The organism is Enterobacter cloacae complex sp. IR5418 (assembly GCF_049238105.1).
Classification (GTDB): Bacteria; Pseudomonadota; Gammaproteobacteria; order Enterobacterales; family Enterobacteriaceae; genus Enterobacter; species Enterobacter hormaechei.
This window is the reverse complement of record NZ_JBMKHS010000027.1, coordinates 30,362-49,908: the sequence shown is the minus strand read 5'-3', so window position 1 is coordinate 49,908 and position 19,547 is coordinate 30,362. Positions and strand designations below refer to the sequence as shown.

At 55.2% G+C, this 19,547-nt stretch carries 24 protein-coding genes; 16 read left to right on the top strand and 8 right to left on the bottom strand.

The features are described from left to right. Window positions 1-13: 13 nt before the first annotated feature. The gene (gene clcB, locus ACOTX7_RS18310; RefSeq protein ID WP_221255910.1) at window positions 14-1,324 is read left to right on the top strand and encodes a voltage-gated ClC-type chloride channel ClcB; all 1,311 of its coding nucleotides are present in this window, start codon (window positions 14-16) and stop codon (window positions 1,322-1,324) included. On the opposite strand, the gene bioD is transcribed toward clcB, so the two are convergent. From bioD to ACOTX7_RS18295, 3 genes are all read right to left on the bottom strand, one after another. Then, on the bottom strand, window positions 1,259-1,954 hold the full coding sequence (bioD, locus tag ACOTX7_RS18305) for a dethiobiotin synthase (RefSeq protein WP_039273683.1): 696 nt from the start codon (window positions 1,952-1,954) through the stop codon (window positions 1,259-1,261). The genes clcB and bioD overlap by 66 nt on opposite strands. A 132-nt stretch (window positions 1,955-2,086) precedes the next feature. Then, window positions 2,087-3,307 carry a sugar metabolism global transcriptional regulator Mlc gene (gene mlc / locus ACOTX7_RS18300; protein ID WP_032673489.1) on the bottom strand — a complete coding sequence of 407 codons (1,221 nt, stop codon included), beginning with the start codon at window positions 3,305-3,307 and terminating at the stop codon, window positions 2,087-2,089. Between the two features lie 121 nt (window positions 3,308-3,428). Beyond that, window positions 3,429-4,334: a LysR family transcriptional regulator gene (locus ACOTX7_RS18295; protein WP_221255909.1), complete on the bottom strand. Its 906-nt coding sequence runs from the start codon at window positions 4,332-4,334 to the stop codon at window positions 3,429-3,431. Window positions 4,335-4,455: 121 nt separating this feature from the next. Between ACOTX7_RS18295 and ACOTX7_RS18290 the strand changes: the two genes are divergently transcribed. The 8 genes from ACOTX7_RS18290 to ACOTX7_RS18255 all read left to right on the top strand — a co-directional run bounded on the left by ACOTX7_RS18290 (window position 4,456) and on the right by ACOTX7_RS18255 (window position 10,298). Then, entirely contained in the window at window positions 4,456-5,709 is a 1,254-nt protein-coding gene (locus tag ACOTX7_RS18290) for an MFS transporter (RefSeq protein WP_047353947.1), read from the top strand. A gap of 171 nt (window positions 5,710-5,880) precedes the next feature. Further along, on the top strand, window positions 5,881-6,363 hold the full coding sequence (locus ACOTX7_RS18285) for an Hcp family type VI secretion system effector (protein WP_221813618.1): 483 nt from the start codon (window positions 5,881-5,883) through the stop codon (window positions 6,361-6,363). A gap of 13 nt (window positions 6,364-6,376) precedes the next feature. Beyond that, window positions 6,377-6,826, top strand: a complete 450-nt coding sequence (locus ACOTX7_RS18280) for an STM2901 family protein (protein ID WP_047353949.1) — start codon at window positions 6,377-6,379, stop codon at window positions 6,824-6,826. Further along, window positions 6,811-7,155 carry a DUF1493 family protein gene (locus ACOTX7_RS18275; protein ID WP_205922901.1) on the top strand — a complete coding sequence of 115 codons (345 nt, stop codon included), beginning with the start codon at window positions 6,811-6,813 and terminating at the stop codon, window positions 7,153-7,155. The genes ACOTX7_RS18280 and ACOTX7_RS18275 overlap by 16 nt, the downstream gene beginning before the upstream one ends. 100 nt (window positions 7,156-7,255) lie before the next feature. Beyond that, window positions 7,256-8,743 carry a carboxypeptidase M32 gene (locus ACOTX7_RS18270; RefSeq protein ID WP_221813619.1) on the top strand — a complete coding sequence of 496 codons (1,488 nt, stop codon included), beginning with the start codon at window positions 7,256-7,258 and terminating at the stop codon, window positions 8,741-8,743. A gap of 149 nt (window positions 8,744-8,892) precedes the next feature. Beyond that, the gene (gene asr / locus ACOTX7_RS18265; protein WP_003857459.1) at window positions 8,893-9,198 is read left to right on the top strand and encodes an acid resistance repetitive basic protein Asr; all 306 of its coding nucleotides are present in this window, start codon (window positions 8,893-8,895) and stop codon (window positions 9,196-9,198) included. A 92-nt stretch (window positions 9,199-9,290) separates the two neighbouring features. Beyond that, window positions 9,291-9,374 carry a hypothetical protein gene (locus tag ACOTX7_RS18260; protein WP_057979992.1) on the top strand — a complete coding sequence of 28 codons (84 nt, stop codon included), beginning with the start codon at window positions 9,291-9,293 and terminating at the stop codon, window positions 9,372-9,374. 102 nt (window positions 9,375-9,476) lie between these two features. Continuing rightward, window positions 9,477-10,298 (top strand): trypsin-like serine peptidase, encoded by an 822-nt coding sequence (locus ACOTX7_RS18255; RefSeq protein ID WP_006808888.1) that lies wholly within the window; start codon window positions 9,477-9,479, stop codon window positions 10,296-10,298. 5 nt (window positions 10,299-10,303) lie between these two features. Here ACOTX7_RS18255 and mdtI read toward each other — a convergent pair whose 3' ends face one another. The 3 genes from mdtI to ACOTX7_RS18240 all read right to left on the bottom strand — a co-directional run bounded on the left by mdtI (window position 10,304) and on the right by ACOTX7_RS18240 (window position 11,271). Continuing rightward, window positions 10,304-10,633, bottom strand: a complete 330-nt coding sequence (gene mdtI / locus ACOTX7_RS18250; protein ID WP_205920972.1) for a multidrug/spermidine efflux SMR transporter subunit MdtI — start codon at window positions 10,631-10,633, stop codon at window positions 10,304-10,306. Beyond that, the gene (mdtJ, locus tag ACOTX7_RS18245; RefSeq protein WP_015570633.1) at window positions 10,620-10,982 is read right to left on the bottom strand and encodes a multidrug/spermidine efflux SMR transporter subunit MdtJ; all 363 of its coding nucleotides are present in this window, start codon (window positions 10,980-10,982) and stop codon (window positions 10,620-10,622) included. Before mdtJ ends, mdtI begins: the two co-directional genes overlap by 14 nt. 118 nt (window positions 10,983-11,100) lie before the next feature. After that, window positions 11,101-11,271: a hypothetical protein gene (locus tag ACOTX7_RS18240; protein ID WP_006808891.1), complete on the bottom strand. Its 171-nt coding sequence runs from the start codon at window positions 11,269-11,271 to the stop codon at window positions 11,101-11,103. Window positions 11,272-11,402: 131 nt separating this feature from the next. Here ACOTX7_RS18240 and ACOTX7_RS18235 point away from each other — a divergent pair, with 131 nt between their 5' ends. Then, window positions 11,403-12,443, top strand: coding sequence for an AI-2E family transporter (locus tag ACOTX7_RS18235; RefSeq protein WP_006808892.1), 1,041 nt, complete (start codon window positions 11,403-11,405; stop codon window positions 12,441-12,443). On the opposite strand, the gene ACOTX7_RS18230 is transcribed toward ACOTX7_RS18235, so the two are convergent. After that, window positions 12,440-13,387, bottom strand: coding sequence for a zinc-dependent alcohol dehydrogenase family protein (locus tag ACOTX7_RS18230; protein WP_221255906.1), 948 nt, complete (start codon window positions 13,385-13,387; stop codon window positions 12,440-12,442). The two genes, ACOTX7_RS18235 and ACOTX7_RS18230, sit on opposite strands and share 4 nt — an antisense overlap. Further along, window positions 13,380-14,414, bottom strand: a complete 1,035-nt coding sequence (locus ACOTX7_RS18225; protein WP_221255905.1) for an LLM class flavin-dependent oxidoreductase — start codon at window positions 14,412-14,414, stop codon at window positions 13,380-13,382. The genes ACOTX7_RS18230 and ACOTX7_RS18225 overlap by 8 nt, the downstream gene beginning before the upstream one ends. 206 nt (window positions 14,415-14,620) lie before the next feature. Here ACOTX7_RS18225 and yajD point away from each other — a divergent pair, with 206 nt between their 5' ends. From yajD to pqqC, 6 genes are all read left to right on the top strand, one after another. Further along, complete coding sequence (yajD, locus tag ACOTX7_RS18220) at window positions 14,621-14,968, top strand: HNH nuclease YajD (RefSeq protein WP_006808895.1); 348 nt, start codon at window positions 14,621-14,623, stop codon at window positions 14,966-14,968. A 247-nt stretch (window positions 14,969-15,215) separates the two neighbouring features. Beyond that, on the top strand, window positions 15,216-16,481 hold the full coding sequence (locus tag ACOTX7_RS18215; protein ID WP_047353955.1) for a Y-family DNA polymerase: 1,266 nt from the start codon (window positions 15,216-15,218) through the stop codon (window positions 16,479-16,481). 103 nt (window positions 16,482-16,584) lie between these two features. Continuing rightward, on the top strand, window positions 16,585-17,604 hold the full coding sequence (locus ACOTX7_RS18210) for a dipeptidase (RefSeq protein WP_221255904.1): 1,020 nt from the start codon (window positions 16,585-16,587) through the stop codon (window positions 17,602-17,604). A 138-nt stretch (window positions 17,605-17,742) separates the two neighbouring features. Beyond that, the gene (gene pqqA, locus ACOTX7_RS18205; RefSeq protein WP_002905689.1) at window positions 17,743-17,814 is read left to right on the top strand and encodes a pyrroloquinoline quinone precursor peptide PqqA; all 72 of its coding nucleotides are present in this window, start codon (window positions 17,743-17,745) and stop codon (window positions 17,812-17,814) included. A 55-nt stretch (window positions 17,815-17,869) separates the two neighbouring features. Beyond that, window positions 17,870-18,787 (top strand): pyrroloquinoline quinone biosynthesis protein PqqB, encoded by a 918-nt coding sequence (gene pqqB / locus ACOTX7_RS18200; RefSeq protein WP_221255903.1) that lies wholly within the window; start codon window positions 17,870-17,872, stop codon window positions 18,785-18,787. Window positions 18,788-18,789: 2 nt separating this feature from the next. Next, window positions 18,790-19,545 (top strand): pyrroloquinoline-quinone synthase PqqC, encoded by a 756-nt coding sequence (pqqC, locus tag ACOTX7_RS18195; RefSeq protein WP_221255902.1) that lies wholly within the window; start codon window positions 18,790-18,792, stop codon window positions 19,543-19,545. Window positions 19,546-19,547: the final 2 nt, after the last annotated feature.

The following is a 19,547-nucleotide window of genomic DNA, read 5'->3' as shown; positions in this document are numbered from 1 at the left end:
TAATCACGACCTCATGCAACGTCTTCACGCATACCCCGACATCCACGCGATGTTTCGCCGTCTCCTGATTGCTACCGTCACCGGCGTGCTGGCGGCGCTGACCGTTGCGGTGTTCCGCCACAGCATGTATCTGCTGGAGTGGCTGTTCCTCAGCAACGAAAGCGGAAGCCTGGTGAACGCCGCAGCCGCGTTATCGCCCTGGCGGCGGGCGCTGACGCCTGCGCTGGGTGGTCTGGCCGCGGGCATGCTGCTGTGGGGATGGCAGCGCATGACGGCCCAACGTCCACACGCCCCCACCGATTATATGGAAGCGCTGGAGACGGGGGACGGGCAGTTTGATTACGGCGCCAGCCTGGTGAAATCCCTTGCGTCGCTGCTGGTGGTCGCCAGCGGCAGCGCTATTGGCCGTGAAGGCGCCATGATCCTGCTCGCCGCCCTCGCCGCCTCCTTTTTTGCACAACGTTGTACGCCGAAATCGGAATGGAAACTGTGGATCGCCTGCGGTGCTGCCGCCGGGATGGCCAGCGCCTATCATGCGCCGCTGGCGGGCAGCCTGTTTATTGCAGAGATCCTGTTTGGCACGCTGATGCTGGCCTCCCTCGGCCCGGTGGTGATTGCCGCTGTGGTGGCCCTGCTTACCACGCGCCTGTTAAGTCCCGGCGCGAATACGCTATATGATGTCCATCTCAGCGAGATGCTTACGGCGGTGGATTATTTCCTGATAGTTGGCGTGGGTCTGCTGGCTGGCGTTTGCGGCCCGCTGTTGATGTGGCTCATGGCGGCCAGCCACAGGCTGTTTCTGCGTCTCAAACTTTCACCGCCGTGGCAGCTGGCGCTGGGGGGGCTGATCGTCGGACTGCTGTCGCTGCTGACGCCGAAGGTATGGGGGAATGGCTACAGCGTGGTTCAGGCGTTTTTGCAGTCGCCGCCGCTGTTGTCGGTGATTGCCGGGGTCTTTATCTGCAAGCTGCTGGCGGTGCTGGCAAGCAGCGGATCCGGCGCACCGGGAGGCGTGTTCACGCCGACCTTGTTCGTCGGTATGGCGACGGGAATGCTGTTTGCACAGATAGTTGCGCTGTGGTTTCCCGGGTCTGAGACGGCGATCCTGCTTGGGCTGGCGGGAATGGCGACGCTGCTCGCCGCCACAACGCATGCGCCAATCATGTCGGCCTTGATGGTATGTGAAATGACCGGGCAGTATTTTTTACTTCCCGGTTTGCTGGTTGCCTGTGTTGTGGCGTCGGTATTATCGAGAACGCTACGCCACGACTCGATCTACGGCCAGCATACCGCCGAAAGCCGAGAGATCGATGTAGTGCGCTAGTTCGCGCTGCTCGGCGCGAGGCAGATAAGGCAGCTCGCCCACCAGCGGGCCAGGCAGTTTTTTGCTCAGCACGTCGATGATTTCAGCGTAGTGCGCAAGGCCCGGGTTAATACGGTTCGCCACCCAACCAATCAGCGGCAGGCCGTCATTGGCGATAGCCTGTGCCGTCAGCAAGGCATGGTTGATGCATCCTTCCTGAATGCCCACAACCATAATCACCGGCAATTGCTCCTGCACCACCCACTCGGAAAGGGGACGTAAATCGTTCATCAGGCTGCGCCAGCCGCCGGTCCCTTCAACGACAACGTGGTCAACCTTTTCACTCAGATTTGCCAGGCCATCAGAAAGCAGGCTGTAGTTGATAAGCCCACTATGGGCAACGCTGCTTTCCTCTTCGCTTAACGCGATAGGATTGACGGCATCATAAGGCAGGTCCAGAGACGAGACGCTTTGCAGAACCAGGGCGTCCTTATTGCGCAGCCCTTCCGGCGTCTCTTTACTGCCTTTTGCAACCGGCTTGTATCCTGCAACGCGTTTACCGCTTGCCGCCAGGGCCTGAAGTAGCGCGCGGGATACGACTGTCTTCCCGACAGACGTATCCGTACCAGTAATAAAGAAACGCTTAAGCATGACTCATTCCACCTCTTGGGTATGCTTCAAAAAAATATAAACCAGGTAAATAATTCAGTGGGGAAAGTCTACGGGAAGCATGCGCTACCCGGCTTGAGATAGCGCAATTTTTCGTACATCTCTGGAAAAGAGTTAGCCCTGAAGCAAGCGAATCAGCAACGAGCCGTTGTACATCGCATCTTTTACCAGCGCGGCACCGGCCATCGTGCCCTGGTTGGAAAATTGCGTACTCTCGACCACGATATTTTTGCTATAAGCGGGCAGCGCCTGCTGGTTGATGCAGGCGGAAATCGCCGGAAAGAGGATATCCGCCGCCTGGCTGAGCGGGGAGCCAATCAATATTTTTTGCGGGTTAAACAGGTTCACCATAATGGCCAGAATGCGCCCGACATTATTGCCCACGCCGGTAATGATGTCCTTCGCCAGCAGATCGCCCTGCCTTGCCGCCGTGCACAGGGCGTCGACGCTCAGCGGTTGCCCGTGCAGCGTGGAGCTCATCGACTGGCTGAGCCGCACCTGCGCCAGCTCCAGCACGCTTTCGACGCTGGCAATTGTCTCCAGACAGCCATGGTTACCGCAGTAGCAGCGTTTTCCGTACGGATCGACCTGCGTATGGCCGATCTCCACCAGGCTACTGCTGCCAGCATGCAACAGACGCCCGTCGGTGATCACACCAGCGCCAACGTTGTGGTCAATCACCACCTGAATCACGTCCCGCGCGCCACGGGAGGCGCCAAACAGCGCCTCCGCCATTGTCCAGGCGCTGATATCATGCTGAATATAGACCGGCACACCGGTGTGGTTTTCCAGCACTTCACCCAGCGGCATCTCTTTGACGTTTTCATAAAACGGCATGCGGTGCACAATACCATTTTCGGTATCAATAATTCCCGGCAGGGTGATCGCAATCGCGGTTAAACGTTCAAGGCGCTGCTGATGACGAATAAAGAACTGGTCGATATGGGTCAGAATGGCATCGAGAAGGGGTTGCTCTGCATCGAGCGGGAGGTCCAGCCGGTCTTCCACCACCAGCTTGCTGCTGAGGTCGCGCAGCGCCAGGAAGATCTCCCCACGGCTGATGCGCAGTGACAAATAATGCCAGGCTTCCGTTTCCACCACCAGCCCGACCGCCGGACGGCCACGGCTGCCCGGCTCCTGAATTTCCGTCTCCTGGACCAGATGGGCTTCCAGCATTTCGCGGACAATCTTGGTAATACTGGCGGGTGCCAGTTGTGCCAGGCGCGAAAGATCGATACGCGAAACCGGACCAAGCTGATCAATCAGGCGATAAACGGCGCCCGCGTTGGTCTGCTTGATCTGATCGATATGCCCTGGCTGACTATCAGCAACCACCTCGTACTCCCTTATTTTCGAGCTTCGAAATAAACTGAGGGCTATGGTGAAGCACTTCAATGGCTGACGTCAAATTTTTACTTAGCCATGTGATTTACTGCACATTTTTGCCCGCTTTTCCCTATAAATAACGCCCGTGAGAAGCGGTTATTAACTGTTCTTTGAAACGCTGTGCCGCATGGCTCTGCTCATGATGTTTAGACCACACCAGCCACATCTCCGAGACCGCATCCTGCTCGGCAATCGTCACCCAGCGCATTTCCGGCAGTTGCACCCGTTTAAACGAGGCCGGAAGAATCGACACGCCAAGCCCTGCGGCAACGAGACCAATGATCGTCATGGCTTCCCCCACCTCCTGCGCGATAGTCGGGACAAGGCCATATCGCCGCATCAGACCCAGAATATCGTCGTACAGCCCGGTACCTACCTGTGGATCAAAAAAGACAAACGGCTCTTTCGCCAGTTCAGCCAGCGTGACGCTGTGCTGCGCGGCGAGCGGATGATCCCGGGGGATCATCGCCATCAGCGGTTCGCGCAGGATCACCTGCCATGCCAGGGTATCGGGCAGTTGGGTGTTACGCATCAGCCCCAGGTCGAGCGCTCCTTCGTTAAGCGGCGCTATTTGCTCCCGGGTATTTATTTCGCGCGTCTGAATATGCACATCCGGAAAGTGACGGCGAAACGAGGATAGCGTTTCTGAAACGGCGCTGATAAAGGGGGCCGATGACGTAAACCCGATGCGCAACTCCCCCGCCTCACCGAGATAAAGCCGTTCCGCTCTGGCGGCGGCGTCCTGCACCATGCTCAGGATCTGCCGACTATCAGCGAGAAACTGTTTTCCCGCCGCCGTCAGGCTCACGCTGCGGTTGGTTCGCGCCAGCAGACGCGCCCCTACCTGCTGCTCCAGGATCTGGATCTGCTGGCTTAGCGGTGGCTGGGAGATATTCAGCCTGGCCGCCGCACGACCAAAATGCAGCTCTTCAGCAACGGCGACAAAATAGCGCAGATGGCGCAGCTCGATATTCATATTTATAAAGTATCATTTGAGATTATTAATATATTAGACAGAATATTTACATTTTCCTACCCTAATCTTGTGGTCATACCCGTCACCAGAAACCACGGGGATGTATAAGCAAGGATTATGTGTGAGCCGTACAACAACTATTGATATCGCACCGGCCAGCGACATTGATGATTTACCCGCAGCACCGCAGCCGGTTCAGTTTATAAAACGTGGTACTCCCCAGTTTATGCGCGTCACGCTGGCGCTCTTCTCAGCGGGTCTCGCCACTTTCGCCCTGCTCTACTGCGTTCAGCCGATCCTGCCCGTTTTGTCGCATGAATTTGGCGTGTCGCCAGCCAGCAGCAGTATTTCGCTTTCCATTTCAACCGGGATGCTGGCGATTGGTCTGCTGTTCACCGGGCCACTTTCGGATGCCATCGGGCGTAAGCAGGTCATGGTAACGGCGCTCATGCTGGCCTCCGTGTGTACCTTACTGTCCACCATGATGACCAGCTGGCACGGCATTCTGGTCATGCGCGCGTTGATTGGGCTATCCCTCAGCGGCGTGGCGGCGGTCGGGATGACCTATCTCAGCGAAGAGATCCACCCGAGTTTCGTGGCCTTTTCCATGGGGCTGTACATCAGCGGGAACTCTATCGGCGGGATGAGCGGACGCCTGCTGAGCGGTGTGTTTACCGATTTCTTTAACTGGCGCATTGCGCTGGCCGTTATCGGCTGCTTCGCCCTTGCCTCGGCGCTGATGTTCTGGAAAATTCTGCCGGAATCGCGTCATTTCCGCCCAACCTCCCTGCGTCCGAAGACGTTGTTTATCAACTTTCGCCTGCACTGGCGCGATCAGGGGCTACCCCGTTTGTTCCTGACCGGCTTCCTGCTGATGGGTTCGTTCGTGACGCTGTTTAACTACATTGGCTATCGACTGATGCTTTCCCCGTGGCATCTCAGCCAGGCTTTGGTGGGTTTGCTCTCTGTGGCGTATCTCACCGGGACATGGAGTTCGCCAAAAGCGGGCGCCATGACCGCGCGCTTCGGCCGTGGTCCGGTGATGCTGGTTTCCACCGCCGTGATGCTGTTCGGACTGCTGATGACGCTTTTCTCTTCTCTGTGGCTGATTTTTGCCGGAATGCTACTCTTCTCTGCTGGCTTCTTTGCCGCGCATTCCGTTGCCAGCAGCTGGATTGGCCCGCGCGCGCGCCGCGCTAAAGGTCAGGCTTCGTCCCTGTATCTGTTCAGTTACTATCTCGGTTCCAGCATTGCCGGTACGCTCGGCGGGGTGTTCTGGCATCACTACGGCTGGAACGGCGTGGGCGGATTTATCGCGCTGATGCTGTGCGCGGCGTTGCTGGTGGGCGCGAGCCTGCATAAACGTCTGAAATAGATTAACTTTATCCCCCGCATGAACGTAATTGTGCGGGGCTTGCTTTTGACGTTAATTATGCTTAATTTAAAATTAAGCATAATCAATGTGTTATTACCATTTCGTGTATTTATCACCTTTCCCTTTCTCTGTAAGCTCATCGACTCCATTCTATGAAAAGAGGGATTTAAAATGGCTATTCCAGGCAACATGTGGTTGTACGATGACGGTGGTGCGCTGATCAAAGGCGGTTGCGACGTACAGCAGAGGGAGTACAGCATTGAATTTAAAGGTTTTCACCATAATCTTTTCACGCCGACCGATAATCTGACAGGTAAACCTACAGGTAAGCGCATCCACTCCCCGATGATGATTGTTAAGGAATTCGATTATTCATCACCCTATCTCTATAAAGCAGTCGCCACTGGTCAAGCTCTGCAAAAAGCCGAACTCAAGTTCTACAAGATTAATGATGCAGGTCTGGAAGCGGAGTACTTCAATATTCTTCTCGAGGACGTGCGGATTGTTTCAGTATCACCTGCCATGGCCGCGCCGGGCGACAATAATAACAACCACCTCGAAACGGTTGAATTGCGCTACGAGAAAATCACATGGAAACATAACGATGGAAATATCATTTTCTCTGACGCATGGAATGAGCGGGCGACAGCGTAACTGAGGTATAGGTATGGATACAACGGAAGAGATTAACGGAACTTATTTCTACAGAGGCCATTCAAACGTCACTCCGGGCGAGTTACTTGAGATTATTTTTCTGGAGGAATTCTGTATGGAGTTGGGGATAGATGCCGTTTCTGGTGCGGCTATTTTGGGTGGACAACCGTGGCTAGGTACTCGGGCAAAACCTAAAGGCGCTACTCTGGGGACAAGCGTTGTTTCAAAGTACGCTCGAATAATTTTACGGGACGCACGTCTTCCTTTCGGGATAAAGATCCCCACACCCGTTGGAGTCAGGATGCAGCCAACTAACAAACTTGCGGCAGTCATTGGCCGCTACATTCCCTGGTTGGGGTGGGCCTCCCTTGCACTTACCCTTCATCGAGTTTCAACGCGTACGCAAGAAAAATACAATTTAATTGCACGACCAAAAGATCGCATAGCGTGGACATCGTTCTAATGAGTATTGTAGACGACGTATTATTTATGTTTCGGGATGAAATTCCAGGCTATCTGGATGACCATTGGAAAGAGGTTCCGCTTGAACTCGATTCTGATTTATTCGGTTCACCCGGCGATGACCTCCACGATGCGTTAAACCGGTACGAGAAAGAGTTTAACGTGGACTTATCTGGTGTTAACTGGTCTCGTTATTTCCCCTGGCAGAACACACCATTACTACAGCGCTGGTTTAAGCTGAAACGGGAAGAGGTGGAAGCAACCCGCATACCGTTAACCGTAAGAATGTTTGCTGAGTCCGCAAAAGCTGGAAAATGGCTCTACGACTGAATTGATAGGGGCTTCACGCCCCTGACATCAAAAGTGCACGGTTCCTCTTTAAATCGCGTTACACTCCCCAGACACTTTCAACCGAACGAGAACAAAAACTATGAAGAAAAACGTTTCTTATCAACAACTCACCCGCACCTTCCAGCGCCTCTCCCGCTTCTCTCACCTCTCCTCCATCGCCAGCTGGGACATGTTTACCATGATGCCGCCCGGCGGCAGCGCCGCGCGCGGTGAAGCGCTGGCGGAGATGAGCGTTCTGCAACATCAGATCCTGACCGATAAAAAAGTGGGTGAATGGCTGGCGGCGGCGGCAGACGAAGATCTGAACGACGTTGAGCAGGCCAACCTGCGTGAAATGACGCGCCATTACCAGCAGGCCACTTTACTGCCGGAATCGCTGGTGGAGGCCAAATCGCTGGCGGGCAGCAAGTGTGAACACGCCTGGCGCACTCAGCGTCCGGCCAACGACTGGCAGGGCTTCTCAGCCAACCTGAAAGAGGTGGTCAAACTCAGTCGTGAAGAAGCCCGCCTGCGCGCCGAGGCCAAAGGCTGTACGCCTTACGACGCGCTGCTGGATATTTTCGAACCCGACATGACCAGCGCCCGCCTGGATGGGCTGTTTGGCGATCTGAAGTCCTGGCTACCGGAGTTACTGGCAAAGGTTGTGGAAAAACAGGCGCAACGCTCGTTCGTTCCGCCACAGGGTCCCTTCCCGACCGCCACCCAGCGCGAGCTGGGCCTGGAAGCGATGAAAATGCTTGGCTTCGATTTTAACGGCGGTCGTCTGGACGTAAGCGCCCACCCGTTCTGCGGCGGCGTGCCGGAAGATGTGCGTATCACCACGCGTTACGATGAAGATGAACTCCTCAGCGCGCTTTTCGGCGTGATCCACGAAACCGGACATGCCCGCTACGAGCAAAACCTTCCGCGAGCGTGGGCCGGTCAGCCCGTTGCGCTGGCGCGCTCTACGGCGATCCATGAATCCCAGAGTCTGTTCTTTGAAATGCAGCTGGGCCGCAGCGACGCTTTCCTGAAGCATCTGCTTCCGGCGGTGCATGCCCGTTTCGGCAGTCAGGCGGCATTCAGTGAAGAGAATTTTATTGCCTGGAACCAGCGGGTTAAGCCGGGATACATCCGCGTTGATGCGGATGAAGTGAGCTACCCGGCACACGTGGTGCTGCGCTATGAGATCGAACGCGCGCTGATCAATGGCGAAATTGAAGTGGATGATATTCCCGCGTTATGGGATGAGAAAATGCAGGCATGGCTTGGGTTATCCACCAAAGATAACTATCGCAACGGCTGTATGCAGGATATCCACTGGACCGACGGCGGTTTTGGCTACTTCCCGTCTTACACGCTGGGAGCAATGTATGCGGCACAGCTGTTCCATGCCGCTAAAACTGCGCTGCCCGGGTTGCAGGCATCCATTGCCGCGGGTGATTTCTCGGCGCTGTTCGACTGGCTGCGGCAGAATATCTGGCAGCACGGCAGCCGTTTCAGCACATCGCAGTTAATCACCCAGGCCACGGGTGAAGATCTTAACATCCGTTACTTCCGCGAACACCTGACGTCCCGCTACCTGTAACCGAACGCGCCGGGGTGCCGCCCCGGCGTTGTACATATGGTTACACGCCGATACCAATCACTCACGGAAACCCCGAATTTACAGGGATATAGTCATCTCAACGGCCCCGCAGTGGGGTTAAATGAGAAACCAAATTCGAGGGTATGAAAATGAAAAAAGTATTAGCTCTGGTTGTTGCCGCTGCTATGGGTCTGTCTTCTGCTGCATTCGCGGCTGAAACTACCGCCACCGCAGCGCCTGCGGCATCCACCGCGGCTCCGGCCAAAACGGTTCACCATAAAAAACATCACAAAGCGGCTAAACCAGCGGCAGAACAGAAAGCGCAGGCCGCGAAAAAGCACCACAAAAAAGCGGCTAAACCTGCGGTAGAGCAGAAAGCCCAGGCAGCTAAAAAGCATCACAAAAAAGCGGCAAAACACGAAGCGGCTAAACCTGCTGCACAGCCAGCAGCGTAAGAGTACAAGCTTAACCGTGCCCTTCGGGGCACGTTGGTAAACCGGCGCTGAACGGGTTTGCGGTCAGCGCCGTTTTTTTATCCGGAGGGCGTATGCTGCGGCGCTATCGGTTTGAGTTCATTCTTATCCTGCTAATTTTATGCGCGCTCATCGCCAGCCACTTTTATCTTTCCTGAATGTAGCACGCTGATTTTACTCCCACTTTCTCGCCGTCGCGTCTATAGTATTTTCATAGGGTTCACTTTTAATAATCATAATTACCCCCACCAGAGTGTGATATGCGTAAATCTGTTGTGTTATTACTTGGAACGTTTAGCCTTTTTGCTGGCTTTTCACATGCGGATGATGGCGATGATGACGCCATTAGCGCTAAAGAGGTAAAGACGCTGTTTTTTGGTCATGACGATCGTACGCGTGTCACCGATCCTACCGACTCGCCCTGGGATGCCATCGGGCAACTGGAAACCGCCAGCGGCAACTTATGTACCGCAACCCTCATTACGCCACGCCTTGCGCTGACGGCGGGTCATTGCCTGTTAATGCCGCCTGAAGGTAAACCGGATAAAGCGATCGCCCTGCGCTTTGTGTCGCAAAAAGGGATATGGCGCTACGAAATTCACGGTATTGAGGGACGGGTAGATCCGTCGCTCGGTAAACGCTTAAAACCGGATGGCGACGGCTGGATTGTGCCGCCCGGGGCGGCATCCTGGGATTTCGGGCTGATCGTTTTACGTTATCCGCCGTCCGGGATCACCCCGCTGCCGCTCTTTGATGGCGATAAAGCCGCGCTCACCGCCGCCCTGAAAGCCGCCGATCGGAAGGTGACGCAGTCAGGCTACCCTGTTGATCACCTTGATTCGTTGTACACCCATACGGACTGCGTGGTGACGGGCTGGGCGCAAAACAGCGTGCTGTCGCATCAGTGCGATACGCTACCGGGTGATAGCGGATCGCCCCTGATGTTAAAAACCGATAACGGCTGGCAGCTGATTGGCGTTCAAAGCTCTGCTCCGGCAGCGAAAGACCGCTGGCGCGCCGATAACCGGGCGTTATCGGTGACCGGTTTTCGCGACAGGCTGGAAGCCCTGGCGCAACAGTAGGTCACTCAGGCCAGTTTAATCATGATCATGCCAGCGAGCAGTAATGCCAGCCCTATCCAGCCTTTATTGTTTAAACGCTGCCCGAACATAATCCAGCCTGCCGCGAGGGTGGCGGCAATACCGAAGCCCCCCCACAGCGCATAGGCCACGGACAGATCGATGCCTTTCACCGCCTGTGACAGGGCGCTAAACGCCCCCAGAACCGCGGCAATCGATAACAGGCCGTAGGCTTTGCGACGAAAACCGTCGGAGAACTTCAGAAAGACGTTGGCAATAATTTCCAGAACGATGGCGAAAGCCAGCCAGGCCGCGTGGATCCATTCAAACTGCTGCATGGGTCTGCTCCTTCTGCTGTTTTGCCGGTTTGCGTGTACCCGATTTAATCAGCACGATACCTGCGACCAGGGTTGTCAGCCCGGCAATTTTCATTGTCGTCAGGGTTTCATCAAATAACATGACGCTGAACAGCGTAATCAATAAAATGCCAATACCTTCCCACAATGCGTATGCCACGCCCAGCGCGATTTTTTTAACCGCGAAAGAGAGGAAAATATAGGAAAGCGTAATCATGACCAGCATTAAAATAAATCCGGTGCTGCCATCACTCACGCTTGCCCATTTCATCGACAAGGTGCCGGTAATTTCAGCGACGATAGCCAGAGCTAATAAAATCCAGTAAAACATGTTTTTCTCCTGCTTGAGAATATAATCCATCGAGGCTCGCTGCGAACAGCAAACCCAAAAAATTGGGAATTAAATCAGTTAGCTAAGCGCATAGCGCCAGCTCAGGCAGAAGACGTGACTATAGCGCGGAACGCCAGTGTTGCTCACCAGAAAGCAGGCAGAGGGAGGTAGAAAACAGAGCAGAGTTGTTTGAAAAATACGTCCTGAACAAATTGTCCATAAAATTACAATTATCCGCGGTGTTGCTTCTCGTCTTTGCGGATGAAAATTGTCCTCGGTAGTTGAACACGCCTGATTTGTATCATAAGCCAGGAATTTACTCAAAGCCTTTTCATTTCTTTACCCAGTCTGTTTGATTTTGGTTAGTTTTTTTAATCCGCTTTCCCCTTTATTATAAATAAAAACTTCTCAGGAACGTCCATGGCTAAACCCATTATCACCCTCAACGGGCTTAAGATTGTCATCATGCTGGGGATGCTGGTGATCATTTTGACCGGCGTTCGTTTTGCGGCCGATATCATCGTGCCCTTTATCCTGGCGCTTTTTATCGCGGTGATCCTCAATCCACTGGTGCAGCGGATGGTGCGGCTGCGCATCCCGCGCGTGCTGGCGATTAGCCTGCTTATCAGTATTATTATCGTCGCGATGGTGCTGTTAGTCGCCTATCTGGGCACTTCCCTGAACGAGCTGGCGCGGACGCTGCCGACATACCGTTCTTCCCTGGCGACTCCGCTGCTGCAAATTGAGCCCTGGCTGCAACGCGCGGGTATTGAGGTCTCGGTTGAGGAGCTGCTTAAATACGTCGATCCGAATGCCGCCATGACGATTGTCACCAGCCTGCTGGCACAACTCTCTAACGCCATGACCTCGATTTTCCTGCTGTTCCTGACGGTCGTGTTTATGCTGCTGGAAGTTCCTCAACTGCCTGCAAAGCTCCAGCACATCATGGTGCGTCCGGTAGAGGGAATGGGCGCCATACAGCGCGCGCTCGACAGCGTTTCACGCTATCTGGTGCTGAAAACGGCCATCAGTCTGGTGACGGGGTTAGTGGTCTGGGGGATGCTCGCCGCGCTGGATGTGCGTTTTGCCTTCGTCTGGGGTCTGCTGGCCTTTGCGCTCAACTATATCCCTAACATCGGCTCCGTGCTGGCGGCGATCCCCCCTATCCTTCAGGTGCTGGTTTTCAGCGGTTTGTATGATGCCCTGATTCTGCTGGCAGGCTATCTGGTGATTAACCTTGTTTTCGGGAACATTCTTGAACCACGGATAATGGGACGCGGGCTGGGGCTTTCTACCCTTGTTGTGTTCCTGTCCCTGATTTTCTGGGGCTGGCTGCTGGGGCCTGTCGGCATGCTGCTCTCCGTTCCGCTGACAATTATTGTGAAAATCGGCCTGGAGCAGACCGCCGGTGGACAAAGTATCGCTGTACTGCTGAGCGACATGAGCCATAAGGCCGATTAATTGTCCATCGACAGCATGGGCTTGCCCGTTCTTCCCGCTTCGCGATAGTTGCCCACTGCCCGCTGCCATTCCGACAGCGGGTAGAGGGTAACTTCGCTGCACTGGCTGGCGCGCAGTTTAGGCCAGATGCGCCGAAACTCCGCCTGCCACGCCTCAGCGCTGAGCGCGTCCAGGTAGTTACGAATGTGAAACCACGCCACCCGCGGCAAGGCCCGCTGCTGCCGGAACGTCTGCCCGGAGAGCAGCCCGTAGCAGACAAACGTGCCGCTTTCAGGCATCACGTTCAGGATCGTCTCCGCCAGGCTGCCGCCCGTGGCGTCGTACACCACCTCTGCCCGCGCGGCGGCGGCGTTGACGGCGGCCGTATCATGTTGCGCAATCGGGACGATCCCCAGTTCAGCCAGACGTTGAGCGTGGACGGGCGAACGATGGATCCCGTAAACCGCCTCTGCCCCCGCCTGGCGTGCCCATTGCCCGAGCAGAACGGCGCAGTCAGAACCGGCTGCGGTGAGCAGCACCGTTTTTCCGTCCGGAGGATAGCGGTCCAGCATCATCTGTGCGGCAAGCGGGTTGATATACGCCCGCGCGGCAAGAAGCGAGTCGACGTCGTCCGGGACGGGAACCGCATACGCCACCGGGCAGTCGACATAATGCTGCCAGGTTCCCTGCCCCCGTAACGGCAGTACCCGCCTGCCCAGCAGCGCCGGGTAAGCGGCGGGCGCTTCGGTCACTATTCCGACGCCCTCATAACCGGCTACCGCAGGCAGCGGCGTGCGATGGCGATACGCCCCGGTGATGGGGATGAGATCGGAGGCGTTCACCGGAGAAAAGAGCATGCGCACACGTATCTCTTCCGGCTGTCGCGGCGACAATGGCGTGGTTTCCGCTTGCAGCACCGATTCAGGCTCCCCAAACCGGCGATACCAGAGGGCCAGATTACGCATTGCGATCGCGCCATCCCATTTCCGGTGCGACATGCTTCAGGATGGACTCAATGACATGGGCGTTGTATTCCACGCCCAGTTGATTCGGCACGGTCAGCAACAGCGTATCCGCTTCCGCGATCGCTTCATCCTTTTTCAACTGTTCAATCAGCTTGTCTGGCTCTGCGGCGTAGCTGCGTCCGAAAATGGCCCGCGTTTTCTCATCCAGATAGCCCACGCTGTCGCTCTCATTGCGGCTTGAACCGAAATACATCCGGTCGCGATCGTCCATCAGGGCAAAAATACTGCGGCTGACCGAAACGCGTGGCTGACGCGTATGCCCGGCCTCAGCCCAGGCCTGTCGGTAGGCACGGATCTGTTTTGCCTGCTGAATATGGAACGGCTCGCCGGTTTCATCATCTTTCAGCGTTGAGCTTTGCAGGTTCATCCCCAGTTTTGCCGCCCATTCTGCCGTTGCATTAGAGCCAGCCCCCCACCAGATACGATCGCGTAAGCCTTCTGAATGCGGCTCCAGACGTAGCAATCCCGGCGGGTTTGGGAACATCGGCTGTGGGTTAGGCTTCGCAAACCCCTCACCGCGTAATACATCAAGCAGTACCTCAGTGTGGCGGCGCGCCATATCAGATTCATTTTCCCCTTCCTGCGGCACGTAACCAAAATAACGCCAGCCATCACTCACCTGCTCCGGGGAACCCCGGCTGATACCAAGCTGTAATCGCCCGCCGGAGATGAGATCTGCCGCGCCAGCATCTTCCGCCATATACAGCGGATTTTCATACCGCATGTCGATCACGCCCGTCCCGATTTCGATGCGTTTGGTTTTTGCGCCTATCGCCGCCAGCAAAGGGAATGGCGAACTGAGCTGACGGGCAAAGTGATGCACACGGAAATAAGCGCCGTCCGCGCCCAGCTCTTCGGCGGCGACCGCCAGATCGATGGACTGTAGCAGCGTGTCAGCCGCGGTTTGCGTGCCGGACTGGGGTGACGGCGTCCAGTGTCCAAACGACAAAAATCCGATCTTTTTCATAGTGGAGTATCCTGATAAAGCATTGCGTTATCCCTACTCTACGCATTAACGGATGAGAATAAATGGTGATTATTTCACGGAATGCTTCAAATAAACTGACAGAGATACGCAGATGGCACACATCCTTCCCGCAGAGGAGGCATTCTCCTGGCATCTCATAATGGGATATAGTGTGAGTTATCTTTTTTTAACAGGTAACATCAGCAATGGCTCTGATCCCCAAAAACTACGCACGGCTGGAAAGCGGCTACCGTGAAAAAGCGCTAAAAATTTACCCCTGGGTTTGTGGACGCTGCTCGCGTGAGTTTGTTTATTCAAATCTTCGTGAACTCACGGTTCACCATATCGACCACGATCACACCAATAACCCGGAAGATGGCAGTAACTGGGAGCTGTTGTGCCTGTTTTGTCACGACCACGAACACTCAAAGTACACCGAAGCGGATCAGTATGGCACCACCGTTGTCGCGGGTGAGGATGCGCAAAAAGACGTGGGTGTCGCCACGTTTAACCCCTTTGCCGATCTCAAGGCGATGATGAACAAGAAGAAGTAATATCGACGGCTTCACTGCCCATACCTGTCGTATGGGCACTTATATTCCTTCAACATTTCATTAAATACCCTTTCCGCCAGCTTTGCCTCGCCGCCATTCTGGACATAACCCTCTCCCTCCTGCCCCCTCCTCGTTCCCCCTTGATCTTTGCTATCAACATACAATACTGTATATAAATACAGTATCAATTAACGGTGATCATAATGCAGTTTTTCACACCAACTGGCGATACCAGAGCGAGCTGACCATGTTTGCACTGTGTGATGTGAACGCTTTCTATGCGTCCTGTGAAACGGTTTTTCGCCCGGATCTGAAGGGACGGCCAGTAGTGGTGTTGTCCAATAACGACGGGTGCGTCATCTCTCGCTCCGCTGAAGCCAAACCCTTTGTGAAAATGGGTGAACCGTACTTCAAACAGAAAGATCGCTTCAGGCATCATGGCGTGGTTTGTTTCAGCAGCAATTATGAACTTTACGCAGATATGTCCAACCGGGTCATGAACACGCTTGAAGCGATGTCGCCTCGTAGCGAAATATACTCAATTGATGAGATCTTTTGCGATCTTACCGGGGTGCGTAATTGTCGCGATCTTGCCGATTTTGGGCATGAAATGAGAGCGACCGTTCTGCAACACACCCATCTGACCGTCGGGGTGGGTATCGCCCCCACAAAGACGCTGGCGAAACTGGCAAATCACGCAGCAAAACGCTGGCAACTCCAGACGAGAGGCGTTGTTGATTTGTCCAATGTGGATCGTCAGAGAAAGCTGATGGCGGCGCTTCCCGTCGAAGAAGTGTGGGGTGTAGGACGTCGCATAGCGAAGAAACTTGAGATGATGGGGATTAAGACCGTCCTGCAACTGGCAGACACCGATATCCGGTTCATCAGAAAACATTTTAATGTCGTGCTGGAGAGAACGGTACGTGAATTACGGGGGGAGCCGTGTCTTGAACTGGAAGAGTTTGCCCCGGTAAAGCAAGAAATCGTCTGTTCGCGCTCGTTTGGCGAACGCATCACGGAATATGAAGATGTACGCCAGGCCATCTGTAGCTATGCCGCCCGGGCAGCAGAAAAACTTCGCAATGAGCATCAGCATTGCCGCTTTATCTCCGTATTTGTTAAAACCTCACCCTTCGCCCTTAACGAACCGTATTATGGCAATAGCGCGTCGGTAAAACTGCTCACCCCAACCCAGGATAGCCGGGACATTATCGGCGCAGCTGTTCGTTGTCTGGATGCGGTCTGGAAGAACGGTCATCGGTACCAGAAAGCCGGAGTGATGCTGGGAGATTTTTATAGCCAGGGCGTCGCGCAACTTAATCTGTTCGACGATAACGCCCCCAGGAAAAACAGCCAAAAGTTAATGGATGTATTAGACCATCTGAATGCTGAAAATGGCCGTGGCACGCTCTATTTCGCGGGACAGGGTATACAGCAGCCGTGGCAGATGAAACGGGAAATGCTTTCACCCCGCTATACCACCCGATTCGCTGATCTTCTTACTGTTAAGTGATATTAACAATTGCTGCTAATTTGTAAATTTCCCCTTGCCGGGCAGGACAAATCGGTTATCGTGCCAGGCAACTTTTCAGCAATAAAAGACAGTGGGATGCGCTATGGCGATTTTTGATGGTCACAATGACCTGTTGCTTAATTTATGGCTTCACCATCGCCAGGATCCGGTAACGGCCTTCTTCTCCGGCATTGAAAACGGCCATCTTGATTACCCGCGCATGCAGCAAGGCGGATTTTCCGGTGGTCTGTTCGCGCTGTTCGTGCCACCGCAGGCGTATATCGCCCGCATGGCGCCACAATACGCCAGCGAGCCGTGGCAGCCTGTCGACATTCTCTGGCAGCAGCTGACGATCCTTAAGCAGCTTGTCGCCCACTCCGATGGCCGGGCGCGATTGTGCCTGAGCGCGGCGGATATCGAACGCTGTCGTCAGGATAAAGTGCTGGCGATGGTGGCGCATATTGAGGGCGCGGGGGGTTTTGACGGCGAGGGAGACGATCTCCAGGCTTTTTATGCCGCTGGAGTGCGCAGCATTGGACCTTTCTGGAACATTGCTAACCGTTTCGGCACCGGCGTTAACGGGGCGTTTCCCGGCAGCCCGGACAGTGGCCCAGGACTCACCGCCGAGGGTATCGCCCTCATTAAACACGCTAACGCCCTGAACATGCTGATTGACGTTTCGCATATGAATGAAAAGGCGTTCTGGGATACCGCTCGTCATTCCTCTTCACCGCTGGTCGCTACCCATTCCAACGCCCATACGCTGTGCCCGCAACCGCGCAATCTGACCGATCACCAGCTGCTGGCTATCCGCGACAGCGGCGGTGTGGCAGGCGTCAATTTCGGCAACGCGTTTCTGCGCGCCGACGGTAAACGCGATAGCGACACCCCGCTGAGCACGATCGTTCGCCATATCGACTATCTTATTAACATCATGGGTGACGATCATGTCGCGCTGGGCTCCGATTTTGACGGTATTACGTTGCCTGATGATTTACGCGATGTGAGTGGTTTGCCACGGCTAATCAGCGCGTTACGTGACAGCGGCTATGATCAATTTGTGCTGAATAAGCTGCTGTGGGGCAACTGGCAAAAGGTATTACAAAATGTTTGGCAACAATAGGTTACGTTGTAAACAATACGTTAATTCCTTACATCTTTCGGGTTGAGCTTTGCCCTCCTGTGACGCATTATTTGATGACCATCACAAAACTGGCACAAACAATGGCGTTGGTGCTGCATTTTTAAAGAGGAAAAAACGATGTGGAAGAAACCTGCTTTTATTGATTTACGTCTTGGCCTGGAAGTGACCCTGTACATTTCCAACCGCTAATCACTCTGCCCGCCATCCGTGCGGGCATTTTTGTTCGACTACCTGGCCTATCTTCATGTTTATAAAAGTCCTCGGTTCCGCCGCTGGCGGCGGTTTCCCCCAGTGGAACTGTAACTGCGCCAACTGTCAGGGTTTGCGCAACGGCACCCTTCAGGCGACCCCTCGCACCCAGTCGTCGATCATCGTCAGCGATAACGGCAAAGAGTGGGTGCTGTGTAACGCCTCGCCCGATATCAGCCAGCAGATTGCCCATACGCCAGAACTGAATAAGAAAGAGGTTCTGCGCGGCACGCATATTGGCGGCATTATTCTCACCGATAGCCAGATTGACCACACCACCGGGCTGCTCAGCCTGCGCGAGGGGTGTCCGCATCAGGTATGGTGTACGCCGGAGGTGCATGAAGATCTTTCTACCGGATTCCCGATTTTTACCATGCTCCGGCACTGGAACGGCGGCCTGATTCATCACCCGATCGTGCCGCTCACCGCCTTTAGCGTGGAAGCCTGCCCTGATTTGCAGTTTACCGCTGCCCCCATCGCCAGTAACGCGCCGCCCTATTCGCCGTGGCGCGACCGCCCGCTGCCGGGGCATAACGTGGCGCTGTTTATCGAAAACCGCCGCAACGGTCAGACGCTGTTCTACGCGCCGGGTCTCGGTGAACCCGATGACGCTATCCTGCCGTGGCTTAAAAAAGCGGACTGTCTGCTGATTGACGGCACCGTCTGGCAGGACGATGAACTCCAGGCCGCTGGCGTCGGGCGCAATACCGGCCGCGACATGGGCCATCTGGCGCTCGGCGATGAACACGGCATGATGGCGCTGCTGGCCTCGCTGCCGGCAAAGCGCAAGATTCTGATCCACATTAATAACACCAACCCGATCCTTAACGAGCAGTCGCCGCAGCGTCACGCCCTCGCACAGCAGGGAATAGAAGTGAGCTGGGACGGGATGAACATCACGCTTCAGGACTAACTATGCACATTCGCGAAACGCTCTCGCCGCAAGAGTTTGAGCACGCCCTTCGGGCGAAAGGCGCCTACTATCATATTCACCATCCGTACCATATCGCGATGCATAACGGCGAGGCCAGCCGCGAGCAGATCCAGGGCTGGGTGGCGAACCGGTTTTACTACCAGACGACGATCCCGCTGAAAGACGCGGCAATTATGGCGAACTGCCCGGATCCGCACACGCGTCGTAAATGGGTGCAGCGGATCCTCGATCACGACGGCAGCAACGGTCATGACGGCGGTATCGAAGCCTGGCTACAGCTGGGCGAAGCCGTGGGGCTGAGCCGCGACGACTTAATCAGCGAACGCCACGTGCTGCCCGGCGTCCGTTTCGCCGTCGACGCTTACGTTAACTTCGCCCGCCGCGCCAACTGGCAGGAGGCGGCATGCAGCTCGCTCACCGAACTGTTTGCCCCGCAAATCCATCAGTCGCGTCTCGACAGCTGGCCGCAACACTATCCGTGGATCAAAGAGGAAGGCTACTTTTATTTCCGCAGCCGCCTCAGCCAGGCCAACCGCGACGTTGAACACGGTCTGGAGCTGGCGAAGCGTTACTGCGATAGCGCAGAAAAGCAGAATCGGATGCTGGAGATCCTTCAGTTCAAACTCGATATCCTGTGGTCGATGCTCGACGCGATGACCATGGCCTACGCGCTACAGCGTCCGCCTTATCACACGGTCACCGACAAAGCGGCCTGGCACACAACCCGACTGGTATAAGC